This window comes from Amycolatopsis sp. NPDC043889 (assembly GCF_056435645.1).
On the sequence record NZ_JBWKEC010000002.1, the window covers coordinates 114,675 to 137,046 of the forward strand.

General features: G+C 68.4%; 24 protein-coding genes. 5 read left to right on the plus strand and 19 right to left on the minus strand.

Going from position 1 to position 22,372, the window contains the following annotated elements:
• Positions 1-79 precede the first annotated feature (79 nt).
• Genes AC0685_RS06080 through AC0685_RS06090 form a run of 3 tightly spaced genes read right to left on the minus strand, consistent with a single transcriptional unit; the run spans position 80 to position 3,844 of the window.
• Positions 80-1,072 carry an Acg family FMN-binding oxidoreductase gene (locus AC0685_RS06080; RefSeq protein WP_478224568.1) on the minus strand — a complete coding sequence of 331 codons (993 nt, stop codon included), beginning with the start codon at positions 1,070-1,072 and terminating at the stop codon, positions 80-82.
• On the minus strand, positions 1,056-2,723 hold the full coding sequence (locus tag AC0685_RS06085) for a SulP family inorganic anion transporter (RefSeq protein ID WP_478224569.1): 1,668 nt from the start codon (positions 2,721-2,723) through the stop codon (positions 1,056-1,058). The genes AC0685_RS06080 and AC0685_RS06085 overlap by 17 nt, the downstream gene beginning before the upstream one ends.
• A complete protein-coding gene (locus AC0685_RS06090) occupies positions 2,720-3,844 on the minus strand; it encodes a lycopene cyclase family protein (protein WP_478224570.1) in 1,125 nt (374 codons plus the stop codon). Before AC0685_RS06090 ends, AC0685_RS06085 begins: the two co-directional genes overlap by 4 nt.
• 147 nt (positions 3,845-3,991) lie before the next feature.
• Between AC0685_RS06090 and AC0685_RS06095 the strand changes: the two genes are divergently transcribed.
• From AC0685_RS06095 to AC0685_RS06105, 3 genes are all read left to right on the plus strand, one after another.
• Positions 3,992-4,894, plus strand: coding sequence for a universal stress protein (locus tag AC0685_RS06095; protein WP_478224571.1), 903 nt, complete (start codon positions 3,992-3,994; stop codon positions 4,892-4,894).
• A gap of 17 nt (positions 4,895-4,911) precedes the next feature.
• A complete protein-coding gene (locus AC0685_RS06100; RefSeq protein WP_478224572.1) occupies positions 4,912-5,577 on the plus strand; it encodes a CBS domain-containing protein in 666 nt (221 codons plus the stop codon).
• A 615-nt stretch (positions 5,578-6,192) separates the two neighbouring features.
• Positions 6,193-6,777 (plus strand): hypothetical protein, encoded by a 585-nt coding sequence (locus AC0685_RS06105; RefSeq protein ID WP_478224573.1) that lies wholly within the window; start codon positions 6,193-6,195, stop codon positions 6,775-6,777.
• Between the two features lie 55 nt (positions 6,778-6,832).
• Here AC0685_RS06105 and AC0685_RS06110 read toward each other — a convergent pair whose 3' ends face one another.
• The 8 genes from AC0685_RS06110 to AC0685_RS06145 all read right to left on the minus strand — a co-directional run bounded on the left by AC0685_RS06110 (position 6,833) and on the right by AC0685_RS06145 (position 13,713).
• Positions 6,833-9,229, minus strand: a complete 2,397-nt coding sequence (locus tag AC0685_RS06110; protein ID WP_478224574.1) for a bifunctional acetate--CoA ligase family protein/GNAT family N-acetyltransferase — start codon at positions 9,227-9,229, stop codon at positions 6,833-6,835.
• Positions 9,226-9,801, minus strand: a complete 576-nt coding sequence (locus AC0685_RS06115; RefSeq protein ID WP_478224575.1) for a CBS domain-containing protein — start codon at positions 9,799-9,801, stop codon at positions 9,226-9,228. Before AC0685_RS06115 ends, AC0685_RS06110 begins: the two co-directional genes overlap by 4 nt.
• Before the next feature lie 26 nt (positions 9,802-9,827).
• The gene (locus AC0685_RS06120; protein WP_478224576.1) at positions 9,828-10,205 is read right to left on the minus strand and encodes a hypothetical protein; all 378 of its coding nucleotides are present in this window, start codon (positions 10,203-10,205) and stop codon (positions 9,828-9,830) included.
• Between the two features lie 9 nt (positions 10,206-10,214).
• Positions 10,215-10,799 (minus strand): Rv1733c family protein, encoded by a 585-nt coding sequence (locus tag AC0685_RS06125; RefSeq protein WP_478224577.1) that lies wholly within the window; start codon positions 10,797-10,799, stop codon positions 10,215-10,217.
• Positions 10,800-10,824: 25 nt separating this feature from the next.
• Positions 10,825-11,331: a universal stress protein gene (locus tag AC0685_RS06130; RefSeq protein ID WP_478224579.1), complete on the minus strand. Its 507-nt coding sequence runs from the start codon at positions 11,329-11,331 to the stop codon at positions 10,825-10,827.
• Positions 11,328-12,119, minus strand: a complete 792-nt coding sequence (locus AC0685_RS06135) for a hypothetical protein (protein ID WP_478224580.1) — start codon at positions 12,117-12,119, stop codon at positions 11,328-11,330. Before AC0685_RS06135 ends, AC0685_RS06130 begins: the two co-directional genes overlap by 4 nt.
• The gene (locus AC0685_RS06140; RefSeq protein WP_478224581.1) at positions 12,116-13,084 is read right to left on the minus strand and encodes an Acg family FMN-binding oxidoreductase; all 969 of its coding nucleotides are present in this window, start codon (positions 13,082-13,084) and stop codon (positions 12,116-12,118) included. The genes AC0685_RS06135 and AC0685_RS06140 overlap by 4 nt, the downstream gene beginning before the upstream one ends.
• A gap of 92 nt (positions 13,085-13,176) precedes the next feature.
• Positions 13,177-13,713 (minus strand): Rv1733c family protein, encoded by a 537-nt coding sequence (locus AC0685_RS06145; protein ID WP_478224582.1) that lies wholly within the window; start codon positions 13,711-13,713, stop codon positions 13,177-13,179.
• Positions 13,714-13,810: 97 nt separating this feature from the next.
• Here AC0685_RS06145 and AC0685_RS06150 point away from each other — a divergent pair, with 97 nt between their 5' ends.
• Together AC0685_RS06150 and AC0685_RS06155 are read left to right on the plus strand one after the other, a co-directional pair.
• On the plus strand, positions 13,811-14,224 hold the full coding sequence (locus tag AC0685_RS06150; RefSeq protein WP_478224583.1) for a CBS domain-containing protein: 414 nt from the start codon (positions 13,811-13,813) through the stop codon (positions 14,222-14,224).
• Positions 14,221-14,697: a universal stress protein gene (locus AC0685_RS06155; protein ID WP_478224584.1), complete on the plus strand. Its 477-nt coding sequence runs from the start codon at positions 14,221-14,223 to the stop codon at positions 14,695-14,697. Before AC0685_RS06150 ends, AC0685_RS06155 begins: the two co-directional genes overlap by 4 nt.
• Before the next feature lie 77 nt (positions 14,698-14,774).
• Here AC0685_RS06155 and AC0685_RS06160 read toward each other — a convergent pair whose 3' ends face one another.
• The 8 genes from AC0685_RS06160 to AC0685_RS06195 all read right to left on the minus strand — a co-directional run bounded on the left by AC0685_RS06160 (position 14,775) and on the right by AC0685_RS06195 (position 22,317).
• A complete protein-coding gene (locus AC0685_RS06160) occupies positions 14,775-15,860 on the minus strand; it encodes an acetate/propionate family kinase (RefSeq protein WP_478224585.1) in 1,086 nt (361 codons plus the stop codon).
• A gap of 71 nt (positions 15,861-15,931) precedes the next feature.
• Positions 15,932-16,339, minus strand: coding sequence for an Hsp20/alpha crystallin family protein (locus AC0685_RS06165; RefSeq protein ID WP_478224586.1), 408 nt, complete (start codon positions 16,337-16,339; stop codon positions 15,932-15,934).
• Between the two features lie 50 nt (positions 16,340-16,389).
• Positions 16,390-18,777: a phosphoketolase family protein gene (locus AC0685_RS06170; protein WP_478224587.1), complete on the minus strand. Its 2,388-nt coding sequence runs from the start codon at positions 18,775-18,777 to the stop codon at positions 16,390-16,392.
• Positions 18,774-19,673 carry a universal stress protein gene (locus AC0685_RS06175; RefSeq protein WP_478224588.1) on the minus strand — a complete coding sequence of 300 codons (900 nt, stop codon included), beginning with the start codon at positions 19,671-19,673 and terminating at the stop codon, positions 18,774-18,776. The genes AC0685_RS06170 and AC0685_RS06175 overlap by 4 nt, the downstream gene beginning before the upstream one ends.
• On the minus strand, positions 19,670-20,275 hold the full coding sequence (locus AC0685_RS06180; protein ID WP_478224589.1) for a CBS domain-containing protein: 606 nt from the start codon (positions 20,273-20,275) through the stop codon (positions 19,670-19,672). The genes AC0685_RS06175 and AC0685_RS06180 overlap by 4 nt, the downstream gene beginning before the upstream one ends.
• 10 nt (positions 20,276-20,285) lie before the next feature.
• Positions 20,286-21,200 carry a universal stress protein gene (locus AC0685_RS06185; RefSeq protein WP_478224590.1) on the minus strand — a complete coding sequence of 305 codons (915 nt, stop codon included), beginning with the start codon at positions 21,198-21,200 and terminating at the stop codon, positions 20,286-20,288.
• Entirely contained in the window at positions 21,184-21,726 is a 543-nt protein-coding gene (locus tag AC0685_RS06190; protein WP_478224591.1) for a flavodoxin domain-containing protein, read from the minus strand. The genes AC0685_RS06185 and AC0685_RS06190 overlap by 17 nt, the downstream gene beginning before the upstream one ends.
• 240 nt (positions 21,727-21,966) lie before the next feature.
• On the minus strand, positions 21,967-22,317 hold the full coding sequence (locus AC0685_RS06195) for a glycosyltransferase 87 family protein (protein WP_478224592.1): 351 nt from the start codon (positions 22,315-22,317) through the stop codon (positions 21,967-21,969).
• Between the last annotated feature and the right edge of the window lie 55 nt (positions 22,318-22,372).

Here is a 22,372-nt window from a genome sequence, read left to right on the forward strand (position 1 = left end):
GGCAAAGTGTGACGACTCTCAATCGCCCGAACCGCTCCAGCGTTTCACCAGCCGCCGATCCTGCCAAGACACGCGGCCGTCAGAAAACAGGATGATCGTCCGGATGCCGCACCACCTCACCGAGTCGGCGGCGGGCGGCGTGCCGAACCTGTCCGTCCGGATAGCCGAGCCGCATGATGAGCTGGGGGTGTCCCGGTAGCTTCAGTTCCGCGGTCATCCGCTCGCGGACGGGTGCCTCGTGCAGCGGCTGGGTCAGCACCGACGCGGCCAACCCTCCGTCGACGGCCGCGAGCCACGAGCGCTGCATGGCCACTCCCGTTGTGAGGTGGCCGGCACGATCATCTTCCTTCGCGCAGAAGATCAAGATGCTTTCCGCATCGAGCCTGCGCGCGAGGGACCGGGCGTCCGGGATCAGACTCGTCCGGCGGACCAGTCCCGCCCACGGAAGGCCCGCCTTGTCGTAGCCAGGCCGGATCAAGCCGTCACCGACACTGTCGGACCGCCAGTCCCCTGTCCATTCCTCAAGCTCTCGCTGGAGGTCGTCACGGCTCTGAATCGTTGGGGAAGCCTGTTCGAACAGTACCGCGAGGGTGTCTTTGTCACCAGCGCGCAGAACCCGGCAGCCGACTCCATCCGGCAACTGGCCGATGACCGGCGTGAGCATCGACGACGCGATCGGGATCGCGGCGAACGGGCGGCGATGACTCCGCCTCCGCGAGATGGCGGCAAACGCGAGCAGCTCACGGTCGGACGGCGGCTCGCGGCCCGAGGTGGTCACGACGGCGACCAGAGGTCCACGCCCCGCGGCTGTCTCCACCTCGGTGGACCACCCCAGCACCCGGACGGCCAGCACGAGGTTCTCCAAGGCCGCTCCGCAGGAGATGAGCCGGTCGCGACCGGTGGGGTCGTGCTCGGGAAGGGGCAGGTCGGTCCGTTCGCTCAGTTCCGCGCGCATATCGGGCAGGGCCAGCGACCACGGCTGGATGTTGTGCACGGACGGCGCTCGGATGACCGCCCGCGCCAGGACCTCGATCTCGCCGTCGGACCACATGCGCTCATCCGGGTCCGGCATGTTCCTTCCTCCTCCCACGGAACGCGTCGACGACGCTGGGCAGCGTCGGGTACAGCGAGCCTGAACCAATGAGCCGAAGCAGGCCTGCGGCCTCGAGATCTTCGCGCAACTCCTGTTTCACCCTGGCGAGCGCGAACGTGATCCCCCGGCGGCGCAGCTCGTCGCAGATCCCGCGTACGGCGTCGGCCGCCGTGATGTCGAGTTCGACATTGGCTTCGGCGTTGAGGACGAACCACTCGACCTGCTTGCCGCCGTCCAGGGCGGCGAGGGCCCGTCGCCGGAAGTCGTCGGCGTTGGCGAAACACAAGGGCGCGTCGTACCGGTAGATCACCAGACCTGGCTCGGTCGTCGCGTCGGGATAGTCGTCGACATCGTGCATCCCGGGCACGCCCGGAACGAAACCGAGCACCGCGCCGTGCGGCCGCGCCAGCCGGCGCAGAAGATCCAAAATGGACAAGCCGACGGCGGCCAGTACGCCGTACAGGACACCCAGCGCGACGACGGCGAGCAAGGTCGACAAGGTCAGCACGAACTCGCTGCGCCGGAACCGCGAGATGCGACGGAATTCCCGGGGATCGATCAGCTTCAACGCCGCGTAGACGACGATCGCCGCCAACACCGCCTTGGGAAAGCCGGCCAGCAACGGTCCCGCGAAAAGTACCGTCAGCACGACCGTCGCGAGCGCGGTCAGGGAGTACAGCTGGGTCCGGGCACCCATCGCGGAAGCCAGCGCGGTCCGGCTGCCGCTCGAACTGACCGGGAACCCGTGAAGGAGTCCCGACGAGAGATTCGACGCGGCCAGCGCGCGCAGCTCTCGATTGGAATCGACCCGCTCGCCGTGCTTGCCCGCGAAGGCGCGGGCGGTCAGGACGTTGTCGGAGAAGCCGACAAGGGCGATCCCCAGCGCGGGCAGCAGCAGACTCGCCAGGTCTGCACCGTTCACCACGGGGAACTCGGGTACCGGCAGCGAATCCGGAACCGGCCCGATCACTCGGATCCCTTTCTCCGTCAGGGAAAAGCCGGTGACGACGGCGGCGGCCACCAGAATGACGGCCAACGGTCCGGGAAACCGCGGAAACCAGTGCTGCGCTGCCAGCAGGCAAGCCAGAGCGAGACCGCCGAGGACCAAGGTCGGCCAGTGCGGGTGCCCGATGTTCTTGACGAACGAACCCAGTTCCGCGAGCACCCCGTCGCCGGTCACGGTGACGCCGGTCAGCTTGCCCAGCTGGCTCACGATCATCAGCACCGCGATCCCGGCCATGTAGCCGGTCAGTACCGGCTTCGACAGCAGGTCCGCCAGCACGCCGAGCCGGGCCGAGCCTCCCAGCAGGCACAGGCCCCCGACCATGAGCGCCATCATGGCCGCGAGGGCTCCGTAACGGGCGGGATCTCCCGCGGCGAGCGGACCGAGCGCGACGGCCGTCATCAAGGCGGTCGTCGATTCCGGGCCCACCGACAGGAGCTTCGACGAGCCCAGAACGGCGTAGACCGCCAAGGGCCCGATCACCGCCCACAGGCCGGTCTCCGCGGGCAGGCCCGCGACCTCCGCGTACGCCATCACCTGCGGCACCAGGTACGCGGCGACGGTCACCCCGGCCAAGAGATCACCTTGTAGCCAAGAAAGCCGATAGCGTATGAAGGAGAACTTCATCGATGCCTCCGGGTCACCGCTGAGTACAACGAAGGCGGCAGGCGCGCGAATATTCTTCCCTCCTGAGGGAGGGAGCTTTCCTCGTCGAGGAACCGCAATACCGGCTCGGCCGAGGACCGGTCGAACAACGCCGCGAAGACCCGTTCGAGCTGAGCCGGGTCCCGGGCCACGACGTCGAGGAGCGTGGCGTCGAACAGCAAATGCCTCGCTTTGGGTTTCGGCAGTTCGAAAGGATGACCGTGGACCGCCAACGACCTCGCGATCGCCGCGCTGTCGGCTTGGATACGTTGGAAGGCGTAGCCGGTCGACGCCTTGACCAGCCCGGCTTTGGTCCCGATGGCGAGGATCGAGCCGCGTCTGCGGTCGACGGCCGAAGCGGAGAGCGGCAGGGAAGCGGACTCCTCACGGGTGACCGCGTACTCCCGAACGCCGAGAATCGTGGAGAGGTATTCGCGCAAAGCGCTTCGTTGCTCCTTGGGATACGCCATACCCCGTGTGCGAGGCGGCGCGAAGGACGTGTGCTCGACCAGAGCTTCTTGCGGGCCCCGCGGCAAGACGTAGACGAAGCTCGCGGCGCGGCCCTGGGGCGTACGGAAGTCGAAGAAGGTGGGCACGGCCGAATCGAACGCCGGGGCGGCCGTGCGCACGTGCCAGCCGCGGAAGACCAGCCAGCCGTCCACCCGGGCCGGCCCAGGCCCGAGAACGCTGTCGAACACCCAATCCGCACGGAGAGGTTCGCCGTCCACAAGGGCTTCCGCGCCCCGGCCCGCCTGCCGGATCTCAGTGATCCGCCCGCGGTGGAAGACGACACCACCACGTCTCTCCGCGGCCTTGCCGGCCGCCGCCGCCAGATCATCGCCACGGACGAAGCGGTACTTGTACCGGCCGAGGCCGACGATCCGGCTACGCCCGGCCGCGTGCACGTGGAACCGATCGAACGTGCGCGACACCGCCTCGTCGAGGAGTCCCGGCTCAGCGGACCAGGATGCCCAGCCCGCGGTCGCGAGCTGCCGACGGCCGTCGTCCACGACGACGATCGGGCCCAGGGATTCCGATCGCGTCACCAGATGTGCGACAAGGCTGAGACCGCTGAGTCCTCCGCCGGCGATGAGGATCGTCATCGATCGAGTGAACGGCTTCGCGCGCCCGCGCACTAGTGACCAGAGGCGCCCCCGAGGTCCCGGGAATCCGGGACCAACGGCACCGGACCACGCCCGTCCGCCCGCTTAACTTTGGCCGCGTAGGGCCGTAGCGAGGTGAAAGGGCCGATGATGAACCGAACCGTCCGGCTGAGCGGGCCGATCGTGGTCGGCGCCGACGGATCCGCCGGCGCCCGGGCCGCCGCCACCTGGGGCTTGCAGGCCGCCGACCGGCACGAGACCTCCCTCGAACTGTGGCACGCACTGGGGCTACCGGACTACTACCTTGGCAGCGTTCCCCCGTCCGATGAACTCCTGCGCAAGGTCAAGAACCGCGGAGAAACGATCCTTCGCGAAGCAGTGGACAACGTGGAACGCGCATACGGCCCCGTCGTCAGGACCCATATCTCCGACGATTCCGCGATCCCCGCGCTGATCGAGGCTTCCGGCACCGCCCGGCTGATCGTCCTCGGGTCCACCGAACACAGCCGCTTCACCGCCCTGTTCGGCGGATCGGTGACGACCGCGCTCGCCGGGCACGCGCACTGTCCCGTCGTGTCGGTACGGGGCCGCACCTGGGATCTCCCCACGGCATGGAGACAACCCATCGTGGTCGGCGTCGACGGAAGCCCCGCTGCCGAGATCGCGCTGGCCGCCGCGTTCGACGAGGCTTGCGCCCGGGGCGCGAATCTCGTTGCGGTGCACGCCTGGGAGGACGTCTCGGCTTCCCGTTCCTTCGGTGATCCCGCGGGTAACTACGGCTGGAGTGCTTTCACCGAGTCCGCTCAACGGATGCTCACCGAGCAGGTGTCGAAGTTCCGCGACAGCTATCCCGACGTCGAAGTGCACCAGGTGGTCGTGCACGACGAACCACGCCAGGAACTGCTGCGCTGGAGCGTCAAAGCGCAATTGGTCGTGGTCGGCAGCCGGGGCCGCGGCGGGTTCCGCGGTCTCCTGCTCGGCTCGACCGGGCAGAGCCTGGTCCATCACGCCGCCTGTCCGGTGCTGATCTCCCGCACCGCGGATTCCTGAGAACGAAGGAGCGACCCATGTGCACCACTGTTTCCGAGGTCATGACCATCGACCCGATCGCGGTCGCGCCGGACGCCGGCTACAAGCAGATCGCCGCGCTGATGGCGAGGCGGCGGATCAGCGCGGTGCCCGTCGTCGACGACTCCGGAGCACCGATCGGTGTGGTCTCCGAGGCTGATCTCCTGGCCCGGCTTCGCGATCCCCGACCTGCCTTGTTCGCCGGTCACCACGCCAAGGACGAGTCTCGCAAAGCGAAGGCCTTGCTCGCCAGAGACCTGATGACCGCACCCGTGGTGACGATCGAAGCAGGCGCCTCGCTCGCAGCCGCGGCGATCAGGCTGGCCAAGAAGGACGTGCGACGGCTGTTCGTCGTCGAGGACGCGAAGCTGGTCGGTGTCGTGTCGCGCCGGGATCTGCTGTCCACGTTCCGGCGTCCCGATGAGGAGATCCGTGGCGAGATCGAACGCGACATCCTCGCCGGCACCCTGTGGGTGGCACCCGGACAGGCGTCCGTCACGGTCGCCGACGGTGTGGTGACGCTTCTCGGCAGGCTGGACAACCGCGGCGCGGCCGAACGCGCGGGCGCCCTGTCGAGCGAGGTCCCCGGCGTGGTCGACGTCCGGAACCGGCTCGACTTCGTCTGGGACGACGACGTCATCAGGCCCGCTTCCCTTGGTATCTGAGCGGCGGGACGTTCGGCCTGCCCCGAAGGGATCCGGGCGGACCGAAGGACCGCTTCGCCCGGGGCGCCGGCCTCTCCTGTGTCGCCGACGAGCCGACCACGATGGGAGTACAGGTCAACAACCCGCGGATCGGAAGCGAGGACCCTCCCATGTCGGCCACGGACAACCAGCACGAACAGCCCCCCTCGCTCGCTATGCGGACCTGAAGGACCGGCGGCTCGCGATCACCCTGTCGCGGGAAGATTTCGAGGAAGAACACGATCGCGATCCCCTGGAGCGGATCACCTGCCGGACCCATCGCCGCTGGCTGCACCAATGCGTGTCCTCGCCGCTCCACGTCATCATCGTGACCGGCCACCGCTGGTGCCGCTCCTGCTCTCTCGCGCTCTCCGTCGCGGTCGACGAACTGGCCGGGGACGTCACCTTCTCCTGCCCGGGCTGTGGGCGGGCGGCGCCGACGCGAGCGACCCGGTAGCTGATTCGCGCATGCCGCGCGAGTCTCGCCGCGGCGCATGACGATGGCCTCGTGTACCCGGGCCTTTCGGCCCCAGAGCCGCGTGCCGTGCCGTAACACACTCGAATCGATCGTGAATTTGCCAACCAGAGGAGAATTCCATGGCCACCGCCGAAAGCGGACACCGGCGCAGTGTCCCCGGCCAGCATCAGGAAGTCCATTCCGAACGTTCGGCCGGTGCAATAAGCCTCGCCGTGCTCCGTGTCGCCACCGGTCTGCTGTTCCTGTGGGCGTTCGTCGACAAGACCTTTGGCCTCGGTTACGCCACCGCTTCCGGCAACGCCTGGATCAAGGGCGGCTCGCCGACGAAGGGGTTCTTGAGCCGGGTGGACGTCGGCCCGTTCGCCGAAACCCTGCGCTCCTGGGGCGGAACCTGGTGGGCGGACTGGTTGTTCATGGCGGGCCTGCTCGGCATCGGTCTCGCCGTCACCCTGGGGGTAGGGATGCGGATCTCCGCCATCACCGGCACCGTGATGATGCTGCTGATGTGGGTCGCCGAATGGCCGCTCGCCCGGACGAACGGCGCGGGTGAGCCGACCATGTCGACGAACCCGATCATCGAGTACCACGTGATCTACGCCCTCGTGCTCATCGCGCTCGCCACGACCGCCGCCGGAAACACCTGGGGGCTCGGAAAGCGCTGGACTCGGTTGTCCTTCGTGGACCGGAATCCTTGGCTCCGATGACCGTCCGGACACCGAAGTCCCGGCACCGTTTCCCGGTGCCGGGACTTCGTCCTTCTCACAGCCGGCGAAGGTAGTGATCGGCCCATGGCCGCGGCCGGACAAGCACCCGGACGGCGCCCGCGGTGGCCCCTTCCGCCGACACGAAGACCGGGTCGAGGTCGACGTCGACGACCTCCGGCACCAGCTCCATGATCCGGTCCGTTCGCAGGAGCAACTCCACGAGCGCGGATCGGTCCAGAGCGCTGTTCCCGCCGAACAGCGCCTTGCTCGCGCGCAGGCTGTCGATGAGCGCTTCGGCGTCGTCGGTGCTGAGCGGCCCCAGGCCGGTCGATCCGTCGTCGAGCAAGGCTCCATCGATACCGCCGAGCCCCAGGACGACGACCGGACCGAACACGTCGTCGGACTGGCCGCGTACCAGCAGCTCACGATCACCGAATCGACGCCGGGTCACCCGGATCCCGAAACAGCCGAGCAGGTCCTCACCGTCCTTCCGGGACAACCAGCCACCGCTCGGATGCGCGGAGAGGTACGCGCCCACCAACCGGGTCGCCGTCGCGAGATCGATACCGGAGAGATCGGGCAGGCCGCCCACCCCTGCCTCGAGCCAGCGGGTTCGTTCGGACAGCTTCGCCAGGACGGCCGCGGCCTCCTCGACATCGGCGTAGCAAGGAATCCCGCGGTGAGGGGCGACCGACTCCAGCTGGCCGAGCCGCACGGCGAGAACGGTCTTGCTCTCCGGCGCCGCGACCAGCCCGGCCAGCGGATCGCCGACACCGGTGGGCACGCCGGCGGCGATCACCGCGTCCACACCTTCGTCGGCCAGGACCTCGGTGACGCACGACGCGAAGGTGTCGGCCGTGACGGCGGCACTCGTGTCCAGCGGGTTGCCCACGCTCGCGTGCTCGGGCAACAGCCGCCGGAGTGTGTCCTGGGTCTTCCGGCTCAGCTCGGGCAGGACCAGACCGTTGCGGACGCAGGCCTCCGCCCCCAGAACCGCGGCGCCCCCGGCGTTGCTCACGACCACCACCCGTGAGCCCGATGGCAGCGGCTGCCACGAGAGCGCGGCGAGCAGGCCGAGGACCTCGGTCACCGTGTCGACGACGAGGACACCCGCCTGGCCGAACAACGCCAGTTTGGTCGCGGCCGGGACCGCTCGTGCGGCCGTGTGCGCGGCCGCGGCCCGCTGTGCCGCCGGGGCGGAGGCCCCGCGAATGGCCACAACGGGCTTCTCCCTCGCGAGAGCGCGGGCCAGCCTGCTGAACTTTCGCGGGTTGCCGAAGGACTCCAGGTACAGCACGGCGATGTCGGTCTCCCCGTCTCGGCGCCACCACCGCAGGAGATCGTTGCCACTCACGTCGTACTTGTCACCGGTGGACACCAATGTGGACAAACCGAGCCCCAATCCGGCGAGCGCGTCCATCAGCGCGATCCCGAAACCGCCGGACTGCGTCACCACCCCGATCCGGCCTCGCCGGGCGGCGTGGCGGGCGAAGGTCGTGTCGAGACGGGTCGCCGGAGCGCTGTTGACCACGCCGAAGCAGTTGGGGCCGACCAGCCGGATCCCGTACCTGGCGACGAGTTCACGGACACGATGCTCCAGGGGTGTCGCGGTCAGCCCCGCCGTGACGAGCACTATCGAGCGCACTCCTGCCCGTCCGCAGTCTTCGACGACGCCGGGAACGGATTCCGCGGGTACGCAGATCACCGCCAGCTCGACTGAGTCGTCCAAAGAGGACACCGAAGGCGCGCAGGGGACGCCGAGGATCTCCGTGGCGTTCGGGTTCACCGCGTGCGCGACGCCGGTATAGCCGGCGTCGAGAAGGTTCCGCAGGATCGCCCTGCCCACCGAGTCGTCCCGCCTGCCCGTCCCCACGACGGCCACCGAGGCCGGGGCGAGCACCGTGCGGAGACTCGCCACGTCGGCGAGCCGTTCCCGTTCCTCGATTCGCTCGAGGTATCTGTGCGGCTCGCCGAGTTCGATCTCGACGTCGAGCTCCGGCCCTCCCCTTCCGATGACGTACGGGAGGCCGAGGTCGGAGAACACCTTGATCATCCGGCTGTTCTCCGCGAGCACCAGCGCGATGAAACGGTGGATACCCTGCGCCAAGGCCAAGGACACGAGATGTTCGAGCAACAGAGTGCCGACCCCGTGTGCCTGGACCGCACGGTCGACGACCAGGGCGACTTCGGCCGCGTCGTCCCCAGACGATGGGCGGTAGTGAGCGATCCCGATGAGGTCGTCCCCTCGGAATGCTCCGATACCCGTGCCTTCGATCGCCAACCGGCTCAGCAGATCCAGCCTCCCCGGATGGGCGGTGAAGAAACGCAGATAGCGGTCACGCTCGTCCAACCGCTGATGCAGGTTCAAGACAGCGTCGAAGTCCTCCGCACGCAACCGGCGGACGGTGACCATGTCGCCGTCCGCCAGCAAGGCGCTCGTCCCGGCCGTCATGTCGCCGCCGGATTCCCGGTGACCAGTACGACGGCGACCACTCCCGGCACCGTCCGGGCGAGCGCGTCGAGCACCCGCCGTTCGGCTTCGTCCCGGAACTCGCCGGCGATGTTCACGTAGCCGCCGTCGACCTCGACAGTCCACTTCGGACGATGTCCGGCGTAGTCACTGATCAGGCCGTGTACCTGTGCGGCGATCACGTCGTCGGGCCGGACGAGTGGGCGGAGCAGATCACGCCTGCTCACCACACCGATCAGGACACCCTCCTCGACGACCGGCAGGCAACGCAGCCGGTCGGCCAGCATCCGCCTGCCGATCTCCGTGACGTCGGTGGATGGCGAGACAACCTCCACCGGCGTGGACATCAACGCGCCGACCGTGATCCCGTCACCGCCCGCACGGATTCCCCGCAGCGCGTCGAATTCGGTGAACGTCCCCAGTACCCGGCCTTCGTGATCGACGACCGGAAGGCCGGCGAATCCCTTCTCGGCCAGCACTGCCACCGCCTCGCGAAGGGGGGTCGCGGGTGTGGTCGCCACCGCCGGGCTGGTCATGATCTCCGAAGCACGCATCGGAGCCTCCTTGTGATCGTTCTCGGTCAAGCACGTGTGCGCAGGAAGCCCCTGCACGCTTCGAAGAGGTCTTCCGGCGGACAAGCCGTGACACGGTGTTCGAAACCCGGTGGGACGACGGGGCCACCCGTGTCCCCTGCCGTGGTCATCACGACCGGAACCCTCTTCCGGAGCGCGCACACCACACCGAATTCGCGTGCGGTCAAACCGGGCTCGGTACCGCGGACGTCGACGGCGAGTTCCGGCCGGTCCTCTTCGTCCAGCGGACAGGTCCCGCCGGGTGCGAGCTCTCGGCACACTCCGGATCGGACATGGCAGGGGCTGACCCGGCAACCCAGGTCCCGCAACGCGACCGCGATCTCACGAGACTCGTCGAAGGTGGCTTCCGTCAGCAGGATTCTCATCTTTCTCCTTCAGGCCGCGGGTCGGTTCTGGGCAATCCGTTGCCATTCGCGCGCCCACTCGGCGGCGCGGCTGCGCCCGAGCGCCGCCCGGCACGCCAGGAAGACCGTCGCGACCAGAGTGAGCCAGCCCAGCCACAGCCCCGTGCCGACACCGATGCCCTGACTCAGGGCATCGGTGTCGGTGACCGGCGCCTCGACGGGATGCCCGAGCGCGTCGAGCCAGATCCGCACCTCGTTCCCGGTCACCATCCCGGCATCGACGGTCACCACGCCTTCACGAATCAGGCCACCTGGCCCTGTCCAACGGGTGGCGACCTCGACCTTCTCGTCAAGCGGCACGCCGTCAAGGCGCACGTGGACGGGTGGGGCGTCGGCGAGTAGCACCGCGGTCGTCTCCTGACGGTTCGCCGCCTGTTCCACCGCGCGCTCCCGCCCTTCGGCGTAGGCCCCGGATCCGGCGGCCGCGGCGAACGGGATCGCCAGCAGTGCCAGCAGGACCGCGCCGATCATCAGCGCGGCTTCGAGCCGGTCGGACCAGCGGATGAGCGGATTTCGCCGCGTGATCACGGTGACGATTTCGGGCCGCGCTTTCATGGCTGTCTCCTGTGTCCTGGTTCGCTCAGAGGATCGGACCGGGCTCGTACGAAACAGAGGTCAGCAGCCGGCCGAGCCTGCCTTCCGGAGCCGAGGCGGGCGGCGGGATCACCACCACCGGACACGTCGCGTGCCGCAGTGCCGTCTTGCACACCGAGCCGACCAGCAGTTCACGAATCTTGCCCGTGCCGTGGCTGCCCAGCACTAGGAGCGCGGCCCCCTTCGAACGCTCGACCAGCGCTTCGCCAGGGTCACCCTGGGGAACGTCGTAGGTGATGTGGAGCCCTTCGTGGGCGTCGAGGACTTTGGCGGTCGCGGCCTCCAGCGCCTTCAAATGGACGTCTCTCGCCTCCGCCACGGTCCGATTGGCCGACGCGTCGTCCAACATCTCGTCGTGGACCCACACGTTGACCACCTGCAAGGCGGCGCCCTGCCTGACCGCTTCGTCGGCCGCCCAGCGCACCGCCGCGGCAGAACCCGCCGAACCGTCCATGCCGACGACGATCCGGTTCTCCGTCGCACTGTCCGTCATGGTGTTCTTCCCTTCTGTGCCGGTGTTTTCCGAGGTTCTTCGACCACGACGACCGCCTGAGGGAATCCGGGAACACCGTCGATGCCGGCAAGCGCCCCGCGGATGGCGGGGGCGTCGAAAGGCTCGGTGAACGCGGTGGCCTCCAAGCCGTACTCGGTGGACGCGAGCAACAATCGCTGTGCGACCGCACCAGCCCTGACGAGCTGTTGCCGGGTTTCCGTCACGGTGGCGACCAGGAACGCGATCCAGGAGGCTTCCGGAGTCGCCTTCCTGGTGATCTGCCCGCCTATCTTGGGCAGCTCACGGACGTGAGACGGCTCGAGCACCCGCACCCGGATACCCTCGCTCTCGTTCGCTTCGGCGACCTCTCGCCCCCACGTCGCCACCGAGGACGGAGTCGGCTTGGTCCGGCGCCCGGACAGGGCGGCGAACCGGGCGAAATCAGCCGCCGCGGGGCGGAGGCGACGCCGCGAGGCGAGCCTGGCGACCCGATCCGAGGCGACGACGTCACAAGCCAGGTCGATGTGCGGCGCCCAGCCCAGCATCCTGATCGCACAATCGAGATTCGCCACTACCGCCCCGCAGACGATCAGTCGCGCACGCCCACCCCGGTCCCGCACCCAGTGGTTGTTCGCGAGACGTTCGTACAAGTCGAGCGAGTCCTCATGAACCGACAGCGTCCAGACATCGTCGATCCATCGCCTCGGGACCTGTCGTGCGGCCGCCACGAGGATCCGCTTCTCCTCCGTCGACCAGACATGCGCGGGGATCCCGGTGAACGTCGTCATGGCCGCTCCCCCGCGTTCCTGTCGCGGGCGACCTCTTCGATCGGGCGACGTGGCGTCTTCACGCCCGGATAGCCGTAACCGAGCCTGAAGACGGTCTGGGGATGGAAGGTGCCACCGAGCAGGTCACGCAGTGCCGCGCGTACGGCGCTGATCTCGATCGGCTGCGAATAGAACGAAGCGCTCAGTCCGGCGTCCGTGGCGGTGAGCAGGACCCGCTGCATCGCGCACCCCGCGCGGACCTGAGAGATCGGAGCGTCGTTCGGCATGGTCAGCACCGCTACCAGCGGGTCCTGCTCGAAGACGCGAGGAACACCGCCCTCGTTGACGTACCGTCCCGGGAGCAGCCCGCCCGCTGAACGAGGCCCGCCCGCGTAGGTGGGAACACCGTCGTCCTCGGCGGTTTGCCTGGTCCATTCCCGGAGTTCTCGTTGGAAGGACGCGTCCAGGACTTGAACGTGGTCGGCTCGGCGGATGAGTCCCGCGGTCGCCTCCAGCAGACCGGCTTCGTCGAGCAGGACCAGCCGTGCCCCCTCCTCACGAGCCGCCTCGCACGCGGCGGTCCGCACGTGGAGTGGCACCGGCTCGTCCGTGAAGGGGCGGCGGTTGCTGTACCGCCGGGGAATCGCCGCGGCAAGACGTCGCTCGATCACCGTGGGACGGTGACGGGGGCCGAGTGTCACTCGTGCCAGCAAGGAGGACCTCTCCCGTTCAGGCGCCAGCTCGACTTCACTGACTCGGCCTGCGGCGGCGATGGCGAGCCGCAGGTTCAGCAACGCCGCGCCACAGGCCAGCCGTGCCTCACGCGCTTCCGGATCACAGACGCCGAGAATCCGGCTTTCGTCGAGCACGACGTCGATCGTGTCCGGCGCCAGCTCGAAGATCCACGGCTGGGAGTTGTGCGGTGACGGCGCGCGCACCGCGGCGCGCAGCGCGTCCGCGACGACCGGCGAACGAGTGAGGACCATCCTGCTGCACCTGCCTTTCGATCTCAGCGTCTCGCGTGGCGGACGAGGACGGCAGTGGCCGTGGGCCCGGTGTGCCGGGACCTTCGGCACCGCTAGTGCGACGCGAACTCGCGCCATTCCTCTGTCCCGGCACCGAGGAGGCGGGCGTCGAGAACGGTGAGAGGTGCGGCGACCGGGTACCCCGGCTCGTCGAGCCAGACCGGGACCTTCGCGCCGGCTCGGCTGCCCCGCGTCGCCTGGACCTCGCCGACTCGGCTGTCTCCGTCACGAGTGACCCACGTCGCCTCAACGAGCGAGCTGTCGTCGACGACACCCGACCGGCCCGTGATGCCGAGGGGCGCGCCGTCTTCGAGCAAGGTCGCTTCCACGCGATATCTGGTCGCCTGCTCGGTCTCAGCCTGTTCGGCGCGGGCCGCGAAGACACCGGAAGCCACCGCCGCGGCGACCGGCAGGGCGAGGACCACGAGGGCGATCGCGAGAAGCACCATGAACGCTTCCATGCGATCTTCGCGGCGAGCGAGCGGGTTTCGCCCCGGATGGACCATGTTCCAGGCTCGCGACCAGCGAGACGACGTGTCCCTGACCTGGACCTCCTCCGCTGCTGATCGCCGGGAGTGTGCCGCCACCATCACTCGGCAACACCGCCCGGCAAGAGAGGCGACGGTCCCGCCAGGCCGGGACCTCCAGCCGTATTCCCGGCACACCCGGCGGATCGAGACTGACTTCATGCGAGTACGTGATGTCATGACCACCCCGGTCGTCGCGGTGACGCCCGCCGCCACGATCGGCGAAGCGATCGCAGTGCTGACCGGCAAGGGAATCACCTCGCTTCCGGTCGTCGGCGGCACCGGCGAACTGCTCGGTGTGCTGGTCGAAGAGGACCTGCTCCGGGCGCGTTACCTTCCCGACGGCGACCCGGACAGCGGCGTCATGCTCAGCGGGCACACCAAGGTGAGCACGCTGATGCGGCGCCCGGCGGCCGGTGCCCATCCCGACAGCGACCTGACCGACCTGACCGCGAAGATGCTGGAGCACCGGCTCCGATCCGTCCCGGTCCTCGAACACGGCCGCGTGATCGGCGTCATCACCTGGCAGGACCTCCTCCGTGCCGGGCAATCCGCGCAAAGGAATGAGCCATGAACACCAATCCGGACAACACCCGCCACCTGCTCGTGGGCGCCGACGGCTCGGCCGAGAGCGAGGAAGCGATCCGGTGGGCCATCGCAGAAGCTGCCACCGTCGGTGACAAGGTGGAGGTCCTGATGGTCCTGCCACGGGAAGAGCTCCTTCCCGGCACGTCCTTCGCACTCCAGCCACACGGCAGGGTTCCGGTAAGGAAGAACTACTCGCTCGACGACGCGGTCGCACGGATCCAGCGCGAGCTTCATGCGGACGTCGAAATGAAAACCTCGCTGAGGCAAGGCAATCCGACGTCGGAACTACTCGCGGCGGCGCGCGATGCAGACCTGCTCGTGCTGGGCACGGGCACGAAGAGCGCGGTCGGCAGGCTCGTCTTCGGAAGTGTGTCCACGGCCTGCGTCAAGCACGCGACGTGCCCCGTCGTGCTGGTGTCGACGCAGGCGGTTCATCGGTTCAGCCCGGCAGCTTCCTGATCTTTGGGTGGTCCGTGAAGGCCTCTCCTTGAGGGACTGTGGGTCCTCAAGGAGGCCTTCACGGACTCGGCACACCCCTATACGTGTTCCACCGAGAGAACCGCCTCGGCATCCCGTGCCAGTTCGACGTCCTCGCCTGTTCCCATGGCGAAGACGGTCACCGGCGCGTCATCCGGGCTGATCACCCGGTCACCGTCCCCGAGGCACCGCGCCGGATCGACAGAGATTCCGAAGACGCCCAGCCTCCCGGCCAGTCGCGCGATCAGCTCCGGCTGATGCTCGGTGACCCCGCCGGTGAACACAACGGCGTCGATCCGGTCGAGGCTCGCCGCCATCGCGCCGATCTCCCGGCGGATCCGGTGCAGGTAAACGGCGACAGCCGACACCGCGTCGGGATCCCCGACCGCTTCGCGGGCCAGGACGGCGCGAAGGTCCCCGTTCGTCCCGCTCATCCCGGCGAGACCGGAACGGTGATACAGCGCGTCCTTCATCGCTTCGATCGACATCGGCGCCGTTCGCATGACGTGCAGCACCAGCCCCGGATCCACCGAGCCGGACCTCGTCGCCATGGCAGGCCCTTCCAACGGAGTGAAGCCCATACTCGTGTCCATGCTCCGGTCACCGCGGATCGCGGTCACCGAGACGCCGGCACCGAGGTGGCAGCACAGGAGCCGCGGCTCCTCGGCACCGAGGAGTTCCGTCACACGGCGCGCCGCGTGACGGCACGAAAGGCCGTGGAAACCGTAGCGCCGCAAGCGCCCTTGAGTGGTCCATTCCCGTGGTAGCGCGTACCTCGACGCTTCTTCGGGGAGGTGGGAGTGGAAGGCCGTGTCGAACGACGCGATCGCCGGCAGGCCGGGACGCGATCGGAACACCTCCCGTGCGAGGCGGACGGCCTGTGGCTGGTGAAGAGGTGCGAACGGGATGAGCTTTTCGAGCGCGTCCACGACGTCCGGGGTGAGCCGGACCGGACCGGTCCTGGAACCCCCGTGCACGAACCTGATGGCCACGACGTCCACTGTGGACCACCGGTCGAGAGCATGTCGCGCGGCGTCATGGGCGTCGTCGTCCAGGCTCATGGCGGCCCACCCGACCGGCGTGCCGTCGACGACCGAGGACGATTTCAGGCTCGAAGAGCCGGGATTCAAGGTCAGGACACGCATGAAGACTCCTTCGGGTACCAGGTCGCCGGGCGGGCGCGCCCTGGGGTCGCGCGCCCGCCCGGCCGGGATGGTCAGCCCTTGCCGACCTTGATCTTGACCTGTTTCTCGTGCGGCTTGTCCTCGACCGGCATGGAGACTTCGAGGATTCCGTCCTTGTAAGCCGCGGTGATCTTCGCCGTCGTCGCACCGGAGGGCAGGGAGACGGTCCGGCTGAACTTGCCGTAGTAGAACTCACTGCGGCCGCGCTCCGCGGTCCTCGCCTCGCGCTCGGCGCTGATCGTCAACTGCCCCTCGTGCGCGGTGACCGAGATGTTCTTCTCCGGGTCGAATCCGGGAAGCTCGGCTCGGACGAGGTACTTGCCGTCCTCGACGGACTCTTCGATACGCACCGGGTTGTGTTCGGCGAACGGCCACGGATTCTCCAGCCAGGCCGCGATACTGGGCAGGGTCAGCCGGGGATTGGGTACGAGAGTTGTCATATCCGTACTTCCTTTCCTTGTTGGGTATCCAGGGAGATGCGCGGCGGCAGTCAGGACTCCCAGGTCCAGTCACGGACTTCGGGAAGATCTTCACCGTGTTCGACGATCCACCTGTGGTGCCGTTCACGCGCGTCCGTCATCCGCTGCCGGACGGCACCGGCACGGGCGACCAGTCCGGGCACCCGGTCGATCACGTCGGTCACGAGCTGGAAGCGGTCCATGTTGTTGCGCACCAGCATGTCGAACGGGGTGGTCGTGGTTCCATGCTCGATGTACCCGCGCACGTGCATGTCGTCGTGGTTTGCGCGCCGGTAGGCCAGCCGGTGGATCAACCAGGGGTAGCCGTGATAGGCGAAGATCACCGGGCGGTCGGTGGTGAACAGCGCGTCGAACTCGCGGTCGGCCATGCCGTGCGGGTGCTCCGCGGCGGGCTGGAGGCGCATGAGGTCGACCACGTTCACCACCCGGACCGCGAGTTCGGGCAGGTACTCCCGCAGCAGCTTGGCCGCCGCGAGCACCTCGACCGTCGGCGCGTCACCGGCGCAGGCGAGCACCACGTCGGGTTCGGAATCCGGATGGGTGCTCGCCCACTCCCAGATCCCAGCGCCGCGCGCGCAGTGCACTGCGGCCTCTTCGCCGTCGAGCCAGACGGGGCTGTCGTTCTTCCCCGCGACGATCACGTTGACGTAGTCCCTGCTGCGCAGGCAGTGGTCCGCGACCCACAGCAGGGTGTTCGCGTCCGGCGGCAGGTAGACGCGGACGACTTCAGGGCTCTTGTTGGCGACGTGGTCGACGAAACCCGGATCCTGGTGGGAGAACCCGTTGTGGTCCTGCCGCCAGACGTGCGAGGTCAACAGATACGTCAGCGAAGCGACAGGCCGCCGCCACGGGATCTCCCGATGCACCTTGAGCCACTTGACGTGCTGGTTGAGCATCGAGTCGACGATGTGCACGAACGCCTCGTAGCAGGAGAAAAGCCCGTGCCTGCCCGAGAGCAGGTAGCCTTCGAGCCAGCCCTGACAGAGGTGCTCCGAGAGCACCTCCATGACCCGGCCGTCGGCGGCGAGATGCTCGTCGACGGGTTCGATCTCACACAGCCAGGTCTTGGCCGTCACGTCGAACACCGCGTCGAGCCGGTTGGAAGCGGTCTCGTCCGGGCCGAACAGCCGGAAGTTCGCCGCCTTCCGGTTCAGCGCGAACACGTCCCGCAGCCAGCGCCCGAGCACGCGCGTCGGTTCGGCGACAGCGCCTCCCGGCCGGACGAGCGGGATCGTGTGCGGTGGCACCGCCGGAAGCTCCAAGGGCCGCAGCACGAGACCGCCGTTGGAGTGCGGTGACGAACCCATCCGGAGATCGCCGTGTGGGATCAGCCCGGTGACCTCGGACGTCGGCCTGCCGTCCTCGTCGAAGAGCAGCTCCGGCCGATAGGAACGCAGCCATTCCTCCAGCTGCCGCAAATGCTCGGGGTTCCCGCGCGCGTTCGGGACGGGGACCTGATGCGAGCGCCAGGTGCCTTCGACCTGTTTACCATCCACAAGGGCTGGTCCTGTCCAGCCCTTGGGGCTGCGCAGCACGATCATCGGCCAGCGCGCCGGCCCCGTCGACACGCCGGCGGAGCGGGCGCGCACCTGGATTCCGTCGATCTCGTCGAGCGCGCCGTCCAGCGCCGCGGCCATCGTCTGGTGCATGACAGCCGGATCATCGCCCTCGACGTAGTGCGGGGCATACCCGTACCCGCGCAGCAGCTCATCGAGCTCAGTGGCACTGATCCGCGAGAGCACGGTGGGATTGGCGATCTTGTACCCGTTCAGGTGCAGGATCGGCAGCACCGCACCGTCGCGGGCGGGATTGAGGAACTTGCCCGAATGCCAGCTGGTGGCCAGTGGCCCGGTTTCCGCCTCGCCGTCGCCGACGACGCAGCCGACGACGAGGTGCGGATTGTCGAACGCGGCGCCGTAGGCGTGTGCGAGGGAGTAGCCGAGCTCACCGCCCTCGTGAATCGACCCCGGCACCTGCGGCGCGACATGACTGGGCACACCACCGGGGAAGGAGAACTGCCGGAACAGCGTACGCAGACCGCTCTTGTCGTAGGGGACCTCCGGCCACGCCTCCGAGTAGCTGCCTTCGAGCCAGGTGTTCGCGTACAGAGCCGGGCCACCGTGACCGGGGCCGGTCACGAACATGACGTTCAGCTTCCGCCGCACGATGGCCCGGTTCAGGTGGGCGTAGACGAAATTCAGTCCGGGAGACGTACCCCAGTGCCCGAGCAGACGCGGTTTCACGTGCTCGGGCTTCAGCGGCGATTCCAGCAGCGGATTGTCCATCAGGTAGATCTGGCAGGCGGCGAGATAGTTCGCCGCCCGCCACTGGGCGTCCACTTGGGACAACTCGGCAGGAGTCAGCACCGCGGGCGCGGCGGGGGCACCGAGAACGGTCATCGCGACTTCTCCGGCCGGACCACCATCACCGGGCACTCCGCGTGGTGCGCGAGCGCTTGGCTGGTCGAGCCCAGCAACTGACCGGTGAATCCACCCCGGCCCCGGCTGCCCACGATCACCAGCTGTGCCTTGGCACTCCACTCCAACAGGGCGTGCCGCGGCCGGTCCTGGACGAGCACCCGCTCGACCTTGACGTCCGGATACTTCTCCTGCCAGCCCGCGAGCCGCTGCGCCAGCAGCCGGCGTTCCTCGTCCTCGATCGACTCCCACTGCACGACAAGCCGTGCCATCCCGTAGGCGTCGTCGTAGGTGACGTCCCGCCATGCGTGGACCACGACCAGGTCGGCCTTCCGCCACGCGGCCTCTTCGAAGGCGATCTCCAGTGCGCGCTCGCTCAGCGGGCTGCCGTCGATACCGACCACGATCGGCCCCTCGGCCGGATACGCGGTGGTGTTCTTCCTGCCCCGCATGACCACCACGGGACAGTGGGCGTGGGCGACGACCGACGACGCCGTCGAACCGATCGTCATCTCGCCGAAGAAGCCCTTCCCGGTGCCGCCGACGACCACCATCGCCGCCGACTCCGACGCGTCGATCAAGGTGGGCACCGGAGAGTCCGCCGGCATCCGCGTGTCCACGTCCACTCCGGGTGCCACCGAACGCGCTTGTCCGGCAGCCTCCTCCAGAACGCGCTGACCTTCCTCGGCGAGCACGTCATACCAGGGCGCGGGGCCCGCCAATCCGGCGCCGTAGGCCAGCTTGTCGACGCGCAGAGCGTGCACGATGAGCAACTTCAGCAGTCGTTCTTCGGCGACGGCCGCGGCCCACCGTACGGCCGCCCTTCCCGGCTCTGTCCCGTCCACTCCGACGACGATCTTCCGGTCCGCCGCGTTCATCGTTCGTCCTCCTGATAGGCCACTTTCGCTTCCACCACACCGGGAACCGCCTCGGCCAGCAATTTGGCCACGTGGCGGTCGGTGCCGCTGTCGTAGGCATCACCCACCCGCACGACGCCGTCTCGTACTTCGACCGTCCACCGGCCAGGTCCGCCGTAGATCGCCAGGTGATGGCGGACGTCCGCCGCGATCGCCTCGTCGGAACGGGCGAAGGCACGCACGAAGTCGCCTCGCGTGAGGATTCCGACCACCTTCGAACCGTCCACGATGGGCATCGCGCGGATCCGTCCGTCGAGCAGGGCCTTGCCGACGTCGGCGGCGTCCGCGCCGGTGCCCATCCCTGTGGCCGGTGTCGTCATCACCTGAGCGACGGTCAGCCCCGGCCTCGGCCGTGCCTCGTGGTCCGGGCCCGAGCGGACGTCGTGCGGGAACCGGTTCCTGATCAGATCGGCCTCGGTCACGATGCCGATCAGCCGGTCGTCCTCGTCGATCACCGGCAACGCGGTGAATCCCTTTTCCGCCAACAGCTCGGCAGCGTGTTTCGCGGTGGTCCCGGGCGTCACCGTGACGACCGGAGCGGACATCAAGTCCCGTGCTCGCATGCTGAGCTCCTCACTCGGTTTCCTGTCCGGTCAAAGCCGGACGAACGACCGCCACAGGGCATTCCGAGTGCGCGACGAGTGCCTGGCTCGTGGAGCCGAGCAACATCCCCCGGAAGCCGCCGCGGCCTCGCGACCCGACGACGAGCAACTGGGCGTGTTCGCCGAATCCGAGCAGCGCGCGGACCGGACGGCCGCGGGCGACCACCGTCTCCACGCGCAGGTCCGGGAACTTGGCCCGCCAAGGCGCGAGTTGTTCGTCCAACGCTTGTCGCTCCGCCGACTCGATCGCGTCCGGGTCCACCGTCAAGGCGTGCACCCTGGCCGATTCGTGGTCGGTGAACTCGTTCCACACCCTGACCACGATCAGATCCGTGCCGCGGAGCGAAGCTTCGTCGAAAGCGAAGGCCAAGGCCGCTTCGCTTGACTCGGAACCGTCCGTGCCCGCGACGACCGGGCCGGTCTCCGGTGGAACGTCTTCCGGGTGCTTCCCCCTCGCGACGACGATCGGGCAATGCCCGTGCCGCGCCAACGCCACCGCCGTCGAACCGACCAGCAGACCGGTGAAGCCACCGAGGCCGCGGGAACCCAGCACGATCAGGATCGCCGTCCGCGATTCCTGGACCAGTGCGGCCACCGGCGCCCATTCCCGCGCGGCGGACTCGACGATCAGATCCGGGTAGCGCTCGGCCACCGCGTCACAGGCTTCGGCGAGCCACCTCGCCCCTTGAGCCTCGAACGCCGACCGGACCGCCTCGACCGACGGCAGCACGCCGGGCATCCTCACCGGAGGAACCGTGTACACGTGGACCAGCCGGAGCCGCTTCCCCCTCTTGACGGCCTCTGCCGCCGCCCACACCGCGGCCCGCTGGGCGGATCCCGAACCGTCGATCCCCACTACGACCGCGCCTTCAGCCACGCTCGGCATATCCACTCACCTCTTTCGTCCGAGCAGGCTTCACCGCGGCGGCGATTTCGCCCGCCCAAGCCCGCACCGCCGGCCAATCCCGGTAGTCACCGTCCTTGACCCGGAGTGCCGTCACGACCGCTCGTTCGGCGAACCGCAGCAGGTTCCGGTCGATCCGGCCCGGGAACACCACGTGCCCGCGTGCCCCGGACTCCACCATCAGCCGAGCCACGTCCACCGGATCCGGTTCCGCCGCGGGCTTCAACGGCGCTCCCACCGGGCCGCTGGAGAACAACCACACGTTCTTGGTCCTGAGGACTTCGGCGTGCTCGCCGACGACGTTTCTCGCCTGCTCGAGCCATTGCCCCAGATACACACCGCTGCCCACCAGAACGACGTCGAACTCATCCACCGACGTGACGTCCTCGGCCCTCGACACCCGCACCGTCGCCTGACCCCGCAGCTCCGACGCGAGGGCTCGGCCGATTTCCCTCGCGATCTCCCAGGTCCCGCCGTGGCGGCTGGCCGCCGCTACGAGGATCTTCATTTCGCTCTCCCGTCTGGTCACTTCCCAGCTTCGACCAGTGATGAGTTCAGGAGGAGAGACCGAAGTCCCGGTGAGACGGGCCCACAGTCCCGGCTTGATCGCCTCGGTGGCACAGCTCCGCCGGCGAGGAGCTTAAATCGGGAGGAGCACCAGTGGGGTCGCCTTGAGCGCGGCGGCGACCCCGACCAGGACACCCCTGGGCGGTCTTGGATGTCGGTGCAGGCAGTCGTTAGCGACCAGTCACAACAGGAGGATGTTGATCTGGCCCCAGAACAACGTTCGAATGACGGGTTCGAGCCGAACGGCGCACAAGGTGACGATAGCGGCGATCAGGTACCGATAGGGCATGCCCTGTCGCAGCCGGTCGAGCACCAGCAGCATGAGGTGGAACAACAGGCCGATACCGCCGGTGGTCAGCAGCAGGACACCTACTGGGTACACAGCGAGAATCGCACCCAGCGGCACCACCGAGAACGGCGGGTAAGGGTAACGTGCGGGGTTCCCGCCGCCATGGAAGTTTTGAGGGGTAAGGCAAACGTGGCGTGGTCGGCGCGGGGTGGTCGTGAGTGGCGTTTCTGGTTTTCCCCCCAAACACCCCCCCCCACCCCCCTCCCACCCCCCCCCCCCCCCCTCCCCCCAGCAAGCG